This is a genomic window from Saccharomonospora sp. CUA-673, from assembly GCF_001942305.1.
In the GTDB taxonomy this organism is placed as follows: domain Bacteria; phylum Actinomycetota; class Actinomycetes; order Mycobacteriales; family Pseudonocardiaceae; genus Prauserella.
The window spans coordinates 44,099-53,256 of the sequence record NZ_MKKE01000029.1; the positions used below are offsets into that span (position 1 = coordinate 44,099).

Here is a 9,158-nt window from a genome sequence, read left to right on the forward strand (position 1 = left end):
TCTCACGTCCTGTCGGGGGTCGTGACTAGGCTGGACGATGATGGCGATCGAGCGCACGGAACAGGCGGGACCAACGGAGGCCACCGCACGTCCGGACACGGATCCGGCCCCGGCGGTGAGCCTCGGCATGCCGAGCGTGCCGGGAGCGCGTTCGGCGAGCACTCGGCCACGGCCCGACAGCCCGGCGCTGATCGACACGTTCGGCCGGGTCGCCACCGATCTGCGCGTGTCCCTGACCGACAAGTGCAATCTGCGCTGCAACTACTGCATGCCCGCCGAGGGCCTCGACTGGATGCCCGACACCGCGGTGCTGAGCGACGACGAGCTCGTGCGCCTCATGGACATCGCGGTGCGCCTGCTCGGCGTCACCGACATCCGACTCACCGGCGGCGAGCCGCTGCTGCGCCCCGGGCTCGAGGACCTCGTCGCCCGCATCACGGCGCTCGAACCGCGGCCGCGACTGTCGATGACGACCAACGGCATCGGCTTCGCCAAGCGCGCCCGGGCCTTCGCCGAAGCGGGCCTCGACCGCATCAACGTCTCCCTCGACTCGGTCGACCGCGAGACGTTCGAGCTCATCACCCGCCGCGACCGGCTGCGGCACGTCCTCGACGCCCTCGCCGCGGCCCGTGAGGCGGGGCTCGAGCCCGTGAAGATCAACGCGGTGCTGCTGCGCGAGGTCAACGAGCACCAGGCGACCGACCTGCTCCGGTTCGCCCTCGAGCACGGCTACCACCTGCGGTTCATCGAGCAGATGCCACTGGACGCCCAGCACGGCTGGGACCGCTCCACCATGATCACCGCGGGCGAGATCTTCGACCTGCTGTCGACGGAGTTCACGCTGACGCCGAGCCCCGCCGAGCGTGGCGGCGCGCCCGCCGAACGCTGGCTGGTCGACGGCGGCCCCGGCGAGGTCGGCATCATCCCGTCGGTCACCAGGCCGTTCTGCTCGGCGTGCGAGCGCACCCGGCTCACCGCCGACGGTGCGGTGCGCTCGTGCCTGTTCAGCTCCGACGAGACGGACCTGCGCATGCTGCTGCGCGGCGGGGCGAGCGACGAGGACATCGCCGGCACCTGGCGCGCCACGATGTGGGGCAAACTGGCCGGACACGAGATCAACGAGGCCGGTTTCGCACAGCCGCTCCGGCCGATGAGCTCCATCGGAGGCTGACGCGGTGCCTGTGGCAGCGACGACGGTGCGCGTGCGCTACTTCGCCTCCGCGCGCGCCGCCAGCGGCGTCGAGGCGGAGACCCTGGAACTGCCGGAGGGCGCCACGGTGGCCGACGCGGTCGCCGCGCTGCGCACCCGTCATCCCGGCGGACTGCCGCGCATCCTGGACGCCGCGAGCTTCCTCGTCGACGGTGTCGCCGTGCGGCACCGGGACCGGACCCTGCCCGCCGACGCGGAACTGGACGTCCTGCCGCCGTTCGCCGGCGGCTGAGACAGGTGACCGACGGTAGTTCCGCCACCCGGCGCCGCCGCCGATCGTCCTACCCGCCGCGGGGGTGTTACCGCTGGTTCGCCTCGCTGTCACACGGTCGACCGAAGCCCGAAACAACCGAGCATCCCGGGACGACGAGCGCGCCCGAACCGCCCGATTCGTCGGCTCCCAACAGGCCTGAGTGGCCATCACGAACGGTCCATTCGCGCCAAAATGACGTGACACAAGCCTCACGAAGAGTGAAAGATCTCGGAACGGATACGGCGTCGTAACAGATCACTGACCTGCGAAAACAGCGTGATCGCAAAAGGTTGCATGCCGTTACTGTGACCTAGGCCACGTGCTCAAAAATTTCCGATCATCCAACTCGTTACGTACCGTCGCTTCTCGGTTGGCCCCGAACCGACCACGAGCAACACAACACCGGGATTCCGACGCGCCTCGCCCAGTCCGCGGAATTCCGGACCCGACCCCGAGCGAAAGAACTTCCGGACTGGGACGACGAGGGAACGAGCCGAACCCGATCGGCACGTTGCCGGCCCGAGAGGGTCAGCCTGGCCGCTGCGGCCTGCCCTGCTCCACGTCAGGCGCGGAAGGCGAGACAGAGTCGAAATGGCTTATCGCGGCAAGCACCGTAAGTCCTCCTCCGCTTCCCGCACCCTCGCCCGCGTGGCCGTCGCCGGCCTCGCCGTGGGTGCCCCCCTGGCTCTGGCTGCGGCCCCCGCGCAGGCCCAGAGCGTGAACTGGGACGCGATCGCCGAGTGCGAGAGCAGCGGCGACTGGAGCATCAACACCGGTAACGGCTACTACGGCGGCCTGCAGTTCTCCCAGAGCACCTGGGAGGCCTACGGCGGCACGGGCAACCCGGCCGACGCCTCGCGCGAGCAGCAGATCGCCGTCGCCGAGCGCACCCTGGAGGGTCAGGGCATCGGCGCATGGCCGGTGTGCGGCGCCCAGGCGGGCTCGAGCGCCAGCTACTCCGGCAGCAACACCGGCGGCTCGGCCGAGCAGGCCCCCGTCGAGGAGGCGCCCGTCGAGGAGGCTCCGGTCGAGGAGCCCGCTCCGGCCCCGGCTCCGGCCGCGGTTGCGAAGGACAACCCGGACGGTGACTACGAGGTCAAGAAGGGCGACACGCTCAGCAAGATCGCCAACAAGAAGAACGTCGAGGGTGGCTTCAACGAGCTGCTCGAGCTCAACGACGGCTTCATCTCCAACGCCGACTTCATCGTTGTCGGCCAGAAGATCGCCACGCAGTGATCTGACGCCGACGGCGTATCCGCGAGGCGCGGATGCCGGCCGGGTGCTCGCACCCGGCCGGCACGTAGGGCCCCACCGTGTCCCCCGGACGGTGGGGCCCTACGCCTGTTTCAGACCTTAATGAGCACCGGTCCCGGTGCGAACGTCAGTGGGCGCACTCCCTCGGACGGATGACCCGGCCGCACCGATCGGCCCAGCGACTAGGGGCTGTTGACCCACTCGTCGGAGCCGTCGCCGAACCACTGGTGCTTCCACACCGGCAACCTGGCCTTGACCTCGTCGACCAGATCCGAGCACGTCGAGAACGCCTCGCCCCGGTGCTCGGCCGCCACCGCCACCGCCAGGGCCACGTCCCCGATCTCCAGGCGCCGATGCGGTGGCTGACCGCCACGGCCCGCACGCCGCTGCGGCGTTTCGCCACGTCCGCGACCACCTCCGCTAGCACCGTGCCCGCCGTCGGGTGTCCCTCGTAGTACAGGGACGTCACGGTCCTGCCGCCGTCGTGGTCGCGCACCACGCCGCCGAACGTCACGACGGCGCCGGCCGCGTCGTCGCCGACCAGCTCGGCGTGCTCGTCGACCGACAGCTGCTCCTCGGTGACGTCGGCCCGCAGGATCCGCACCCGCGGTCCCCCGGCCGCGGCTCCGCTCCCGGCCTCTGTTCCCGTTTCGGCGCGCACGTGGTCCCCTCCTCCGATCTGTTCGACGGCATGGTCGAGCACCTGCTCGAGCACGCCGAGTCCGTCCCGCACCCCGCCGGTCGAGCCCGGCAGGTTGACCACGAGCGTCCGGCCGGCCACGCCGGCGACGCCGCGGGAGAGCATCGCGGTCGGCACGACGTCGGACCCCGCCGCGCGGACGGCGTCCGCCAGCCCGGGGATCTCGCGGTCGAGCACACCGCGGGTCGCCTCGGGTGTGCGATCGGTGGGCGAGATGCCGGTGCCGCCGGTCGTGACGATCACGTCGACCTCGTCCGCCAGGCAGTCGCGCAGCGCCCCGGCCACCGGTTCTCCGTCGCCGACAACGAGCGGCGCAGGAGCGTCGTAACCCCGTTCGGCCAGCCACGACACGATTACCGGGCCGGTCCGGTCCTCGTACACGCCCGTCGATGCCCGGTTGGAGGCGACGACGACCCGCGCCGCGCGGCTCATCGCCCGGCCCCCGGTTCCGGCGAACCGGCCTCGGTCCCGCCGGGACGGCGCCAGGATCCGGTCTTGCCGCCGTCCTTGGTCTCGAGGCGGACGCCGTCGAGCGTCGCGGCCGGGTCGACCGCCTTGATCATGTCGTGCAGGGCGAGCCCGGCGACGGTGACGGCCGTCAGGGCCTCCATCTCGACGCCGGTCCGATCGCTCGTGCGCGCCAGGCCCTCGATGCGTACGGCCGCGTCCTCGAGTTCGAAGCTCACGTCGACCTTCGTCAACGCGATCTGGTGGCACAGCGGGATGAGCTCGGAGGTCTTCTTCGCCCCCATCACGCCGGCGATGCGGGCCGTGGTCAACGCATCGCCCTTCGGCAGGCCGCCGCTGGAGATCAGGCCCACGACCTCGGCCGTCGTACGCAGGCGCCCGCTCGCGACGGCGGTGCGGGCGGAGACGTCCTTGGCGGAGACGTCGACCATCCGGGCGCGCCCGGCGTCGTCGACGTGGCTGAGTTCACTCACACCCGAAAGGCTAGCTCAGCTCCGCTCCGCCACCGCCGCCGAGCGCACGGCCTCCGCGACCGCGGGCGCCACGGCGGCGTCGAACACGCTGGGCACGATGAACGACGCGTTCAGCCGGTCGTCGACGACGTCGGCCACGGCGTCGGCGGCGGCCAGCAACATCTCGTCGTCGATGTCGTGGGCCTGGGCGTCGAGCAGACCGCGGAACACGCCGGGGAAGGCGAGCACGTTGTTGATCTGGTTCGGGTAGTCGCTGCGGCCGGTGGCGACGACGGCCGCATGCTGCTGCGCCTCGATCGGGTCGATCTCCGGGTCGGGGTTGGCGAGCGCGAACACCACCGCGTCGTCGTTCATCGTCGCGACCTGCTCGCCGCCGAACAGGTTCGGCGCGGACACGCCGATGAACACGTCGGCGCCGACGAGCGCGTCGTGCAGTGTGCCGGTCCTGCCCTCGACGTTGGTGTTCTCGGCGACCCACTCCAGGTTGGGGTCCATACCCTCGCGTCCGGTGTGGACGATGCCGTCGATGTCGACGGCCACGACGTCGGCGGGGTTCTTCCGCAACAGGAGCCGGATGATCGCCGAACCGGCCGCGCCGACGCCGCTGACGACGACCCGGCAGTTCTCGATGTCCTTGCCGACCACGCGCAGGGCGTTGCGCAGCGCGGCGACGACGACGATCGCCGTGCCGTGCTGGTCGTCGTGGAACACGGGGATGTCGAGCTGCTCGCGCAGCCGCGCCTCGATCTCGAAGCACCGCGGCGCGGCGATGTCCTCGAGGTTGATGCCGGCGTACACGGGCGCGAGCGCCCGCACGATGCGGATGATCTCCTCGGTGTCCTGGGTGTCCAGGCACACCGGCCACGCGTCGACGCCGGCGAACTTCTTGAACAGCGCCGCCTTGCCCTCCATCACCGGAAGTGCCGCGCTGGGGCCGATGTTGCCGAGGCCGAGCACCGCCGAACCGTCGGTGACGACGGCGACGGTGTTGCGCTTGATCGTCAATCGGCGCGCGTCGTCGGGGTTGGCCGCGATCGCGTTGCACACGCGCGCGACGCCGGGCGTGTAGGCGCGGGACAGATCGTCCCGGTTGCGGAGTGCGACCTTGGGGCTGACCTCGAGCTTTCCGCCGAGGTGCATGAGGAACGTCCGGTCGGACACCTTGCGCACGGCGACGCCGGGCAGCGCGTTGAGCACGTTCGTGATGTCGTCGGCGTGGTCGGCCGAGGCGACGTTGGCCGTGATGTCGACGACGATGGCGTCGGCGTGCGACTCCACGACGTCGAACGCGGTCAGCACCCCGCCGGCCTTGCCGACCGCGGTCGTGAGGTCCCCGGCCGCGCTGGCCGACGGCGGGGCGTCGACGCGGACGGTGATCGAATATCCCGGACCGGGAACCGGCATGGCACTAACCCCCGTGAGGTCGCAACGGCAATCGACTACGCGACAACACTAGTCGCGTGGCCGTCGCCACCGACCCCCGACGGGGTGACTCGCCGGTAACTTCGCCCTGGTCAGGACCGGGACGGGCCGGGGGTCAGGGCCGCCGGTTGATCTCGGTCTGCGGGTGCTCGTAGGGCACGGCCTCGAGCGGGAAGGAGAGCTCGCCGTACGGGGACAGCGCGCCCTGGCGGTCAGCGGCCAGTTCGGTCACGGGGTGGTCGACATCGGGCCACTCCGGGTCGATCCGATGGTTGTTCTGCTCGCTGGCCTTGGCCACGTCGTCCTCCATCCATCCGCCGAACACCGGCGCCTCCGGCGATTCCAGCCGTTCCGATGTCCGTTTTGACTCGCCTACAGTGTGCCATCCGGCCGGCCGCGCTCGGCCGGAGGTGAATGAGCGTCACAGCGTGCGAGTCCGCCGACGCCTGCGGATATCCTGGTCACGATGCCCGCCCTCGCTCTCGCGGACTGGTTGCGCTCACTGTCCGACGAACGTCTGGCCTCGTTGCTGCGCGCGCGACGCGACCTGGCGACCCCGCCGCCGTCCGATTCCACGGTGCTGGCCACCCGCGCCGGCACCCCGGGATCGATCGCGCGGGCGTGCGAGCAACTGGACTCGGCGGCCCTGTCGACGTACGAGGCGCTGGTGGTCGCCGGCGCCGACACCGCCCCGGTGCCGCGCGCGGAGCTCGCGGGGCTGCTGGGTGACGAGCCCGCCCTGGACGCCCTGTTCGCACTGGCGTTGGCGTGGGACGAGCCGGACTCCGGCGCCCTCCAGGTGCCGCCCGGTGCGCGCGACGTGTTCGGGCCGTTCCCGGCAGGACTCGGCGAGTCGATGCCGACGTTGGCGGGCACCGACGTCGAGGCGCTCGACCTCGGCGACGACGAGCGCGCGCTGCTGCGCACCCTCGCCGCCGGCCCGCCGATCGGCCGCACCAAGGACGCCGCCGCCGACGTGCCGCTCGCCTCGGCGGAGACGCCGGTCCAGAAGCTGCTCGCCCGCGGACTGCTGATCCGCAGGGACCCGACCACGGTGGAGCTCCCGCGCGAACTCGGCCTCGCCGTGCGCGGCGGGACGATCCACCCGCCCGGCTCGCTCGGCGAACCCGACCTGCCGTTGCATCCGCACGAGCAGTCCACGGTGGACCGGACCGGTGCGGGCGAGGCGATGGAGCTGCTACGGCACACCGAGGCACTGCTGCGGGCGTGGTCGGACGCGCCGTCGCCGGTACTCAAGTCCGGCGGGCTCGGCGTCCGCGAGGTCAAACGGCTCGCCAAGGACATCGACGTGGACGAGCAGCGGTTGGCGATGCTGGCCGAGCTCGCCGTCGGCGCGGGACTCGTCGTCGCCACCGGCGACGCGACGCCCGAGTGGGTGCCGACCACGCTGACCGACTCGTGGCTCTCGTCGCCGCCTGCGATCCGGTGGATGACGCTGGCGCAGGCATGGCTGGACCTTCCGCGGCTGCCCGGCCTGTCCGGTCGGCGCGACGACAAGGACAAGGCGCTCGTGCCGTTGTCGGAGGAGTTGCGCAGGCCGAACGCGCCGATGCTGCGTCGCCGCGTGCTGTCGACGTTGTCCGACCTGCCCCGCGGCGCGGGCGTGAAGAGCGTCGAGGAGCTGGTCGCCAACCTCGCCTGGCATGCACCGCGGCGCGGCGGGCGGCTGCGCGACGACATCGTGCGCTGGACGATGTCGGAGGGCTCGGCGCTCGGCATGGTCGCACTCGGGGCGATCACGTCGGCGGCCGCGGCGCTGTTGACCGACGATCCGCACGGCGCGGCCAGCGCGATGGCCGACGCGATGCCCACGCCGGTCGAGGAGGTGCTGGTCCAGGCCGATCTGACCGTTGTCGCGCCCGGACCGCTGGAGGCCGATCTGGCCACCGAGATCACCACGGTCGCCGACGTCGAGTCCGCGGGGCACGCGACGGTCTACCGGGTGACGGAGGCGTCGGTGCGGCGCGCGCTCGACACCGGTCGCACCGCCGACGACCTGCACGAACTGTTCCGCTCCCGGTCGGCGACCCCGGTGCCGCAGGGGTTGACGTACCTGATCGACGACGTCGCACGGCGGCACGGACGGCTGCGGGGCGGTGCCGCGGCGGCGTTCCTGCGCTGCGACGACGAGGTGCTGATCGCCGAGGTGCTGGCCCATTCGGTCGCCGCGAACTACGAGCTGCGCAAGATCGCCCCGACCGTGCTGATCAGTCCGTTCCCGCTGGCCGAGCTGCTCGATGCGTTGCGGGCAGCCGGGTTCACGCCCGCCGCCGAGGGCCCCGACGGGCGGATCCTCGACCTGCGGCCCAGCGGACGTCGGGTGCCCGCGCAGCGCCGTCCCACGGCCGGTGCCACGTCGTACGCGCCGGCGCCGATCGGCGACGAGCAGGTGTCGGCGGTGCTGGCGCACATCAGGGCGGGCGATCGCGCGGCCACGACCCGCCGCGGCACGACCGTCCGCCTGCCCGCGGGCGGTGGTTCGGACACCTCGGCCACGATGGCGCTGCTGGCCCAGGCCACCCGCGAGCAGCGCGAGGTGTGGATCGGGTTCGTCGACTCGCACGGCACCGCGACCCAGCGGATCGTGCTGCCCGTCCGCGTCGGCGGCGGCATCCTCGAGGGTTCCGACAACGAGCGCTATCCCCTGCACCGCATCACGTCCGCAGCCCTCGTCGAGGCCTGAACGCGGTACCGGCTCATTTGCCGTGTGCCGCGTTTTGCCTGGTTGGCATGGTCTACCGAATCAGTCGGACATCGACAGCGAGATCGAGGCTTTCCACTCCCGATCCGATGTGAGCACCGGCCGGTCGAGGCGCTGCGCCAGCGCCAAGCACGCCCGATCTGCCAGAGACAGGCCGTGGCGTCGGGTACGCGGCCATAGTTCGGCGGTAGCCAGTGCGTCTTCCCTGCCGAACGGCGTGAGGACGAGTCGAGCACGGTGCTCACGCCGCACCCTCGCGTTCCTCGCGCGCAGCTTCGGCGCGGCGGTCGGCGATCAACTCGTCCACAGCCGACGACGTATCGCCGGTGGGGTTGGCCAGGGATCGGATGCGACGAAGGCGTGCTGCTCGGGTTTCGAGGACGAGTTCACCGCTCTTGTCGACGTGGACGTAGAGGGTATCGCCGGGCTTGATCCCAGCAGCCTCCCGCGCCCGCTTCGGAAGAGTCACGCGGCCTTGCTGGTTGACGCCTACCCTGCTGTTCAGCTCTTCAACCTGACGCTGTGACATATGGGCATCCTGACAGACACTAACGACATGACTGGGCCCCGTTTGGTGGTCCAGTGGTTATGAGAGTGCGGGTTGGTTGGTGATCCACTGCTCGCGGAAGGTGGTCGGGGGTTGGCCGCCGAGCGAG

General features: G+C 71.4%; 9 protein-coding genes and 1 pseudogene. 4 read left to right on the forward strand and 6 right to left on the reverse strand.

Annotated features, from left to right (window positions below; genetic code table 11):
- Positions 1–127: 127 nt before the first annotated feature.
- The 3 genes from moaA to BJF85_RS14365 all read left to right on the forward strand — a co-directional run bounded on the left by moaA (position 128) and on the right by BJF85_RS14365 (position 2,699).
- On the forward strand, positions 128–1,171 hold the full coding sequence (gene moaA, locus BJF85_RS14355) for a GTP 3',8-cyclase MoaA (protein ID WP_075848137.1): 1,044 nt from the start codon (positions 128–130) through the stop codon (positions 1,169–1,171).
- 10 nt (positions 1,172–1,181) lie between these two features.
- Positions 1,182–1,442 carry a MoaD/ThiS family protein gene (locus tag BJF85_RS14360; RefSeq protein WP_255375633.1) on the forward strand — a complete coding sequence of 87 codons (261 nt, stop codon included), beginning with the start codon at positions 1,182–1,184 and terminating at the stop codon, positions 1,440–1,442.
- A 612-nt stretch (positions 1,443–2,054) separates the two neighbouring features.
- Entirely contained in the window at positions 2,055–2,699 is a 645-nt protein-coding gene (locus BJF85_RS14365; protein WP_075848110.1) for a transglycosylase family protein, read from the forward strand.
- Positions 2,700–2,899: 200 nt separating this feature from the next.
- On the opposite strand, the pseudogene BJF85_RS14370 reads toward BJF85_RS14365, so the two are convergent.
- The 4 genes and pseudogenes from BJF85_RS14370 to BJF85_RS14385 all read right to left on the reverse strand — a co-directional run bounded on the left by BJF85_RS14370 (position 2,900) and on the right by BJF85_RS14385 (position 6,090).
- Positions 2,900–3,849 (reverse strand): annotated as a pseudogene (locus BJF85_RS14370) (molybdenum cofactor biosynthesis protein MoaE).
- Entirely contained in the window at positions 3,846–4,358 is a 513-nt protein-coding gene (moaC, locus tag BJF85_RS14375) for a cyclic pyranopterin monophosphate synthase MoaC (protein ID WP_075848112.1), read from the reverse strand. The pseudogene BJF85_RS14370 and the gene moaC overlap by 4 nt, the downstream one beginning before the upstream one ends.
- 15 nt (positions 4,359–4,373) lie before the next feature.
- Complete coding sequence (locus BJF85_RS14380) at positions 4,374–5,762, reverse strand: NAD-dependent malic enzyme (protein ID WP_075848114.1); 1,389 nt, start codon at positions 5,760–5,762, stop codon at positions 4,374–4,376.
- Between the two features lie 133 nt (positions 5,763–5,895).
- Positions 5,896–6,090, reverse strand: a complete 195-nt coding sequence (locus BJF85_RS14385) for a hypothetical protein (RefSeq protein WP_083666388.1) — start codon at positions 6,088–6,090, stop codon at positions 5,896–5,898.
- Between the two features lie 156 nt (positions 6,091–6,246).
- Here BJF85_RS14385 and BJF85_RS14390 point away from each other — a divergent pair, with 156 nt between their 5' ends.
- A complete protein-coding gene (locus tag BJF85_RS14390; protein ID WP_075848116.1) occupies positions 6,247–8,484 on the forward strand; it encodes a helicase-associated domain-containing protein in 2,238 nt (745 codons plus the stop codon).
- A gap of 60 nt (positions 8,485–8,544) precedes the next feature.
- On the opposite strand, the gene BJF85_RS31455 is transcribed toward BJF85_RS14390, so the two are convergent.
- Positions 8,545–8,754, reverse strand: a complete 210-nt coding sequence (locus tag BJF85_RS31455; RefSeq protein ID WP_369822176.1) for a PIN domain-containing protein — start codon at positions 8,752–8,754, stop codon at positions 8,545–8,547.
- Positions 8,744–9,031: an AbrB/MazE/SpoVT family DNA-binding domain-containing protein gene (locus tag BJF85_RS14395; protein WP_075848118.1), complete on the reverse strand. Its 288-nt coding sequence runs from the start codon at positions 9,029–9,031 to the stop codon at positions 8,744–8,746. The genes BJF85_RS31455 and BJF85_RS14395 overlap by 11 nt, the downstream gene beginning before the upstream one ends.
- Positions 9,032–9,158 lie beyond the last annotated feature (127 nt).

Excerpts from the sequence above, each read along its gene's own strand:
- moaA (WP_075848137.1), top strand. The coding sequence starts at position 128 with ATGCCGAGCGTGCCGGGAGCGCGTTCGGCGAGCACTCGGCCACGGCCC.
- BJF85_RS14365 (WP_075848110.1), top strand. The coding sequence starts at position 2,055 with ATGGCTTATCGCGGCAAGCACCGTAAGTCCTCCTCCGCTTCCCGCACC.
- BJF85_RS14380 (WP_075848114.1), bottom strand. The coding sequence starts at position 5,762 with ATGCCGGTTCCCGGTCCGGGATATTCGATCACCGTCCGCGTCGACGCC.
- BJF85_RS14385 (WP_083666388.1), bottom strand. The coding sequence starts at position 6,090 with ATGGAGGACGACGTGGCCAAGGCCAGCGAGCAGAACAACCATCGGATC.
- BJF85_RS14390 (WP_075848116.1), top strand. The coding sequence starts at position 6,247 with ATGCCCGCCCTCGCTCTCGCGGACTGGTTGCGCTCACTGTCCGACGAA.
- BJF85_RS14395 (WP_075848118.1), bottom strand. The coding sequence starts at position 9,031 with ATGTCACAGCGTCAGGTTGAAGAGCTGAACAGCAGGGTAGGCGTCAAC.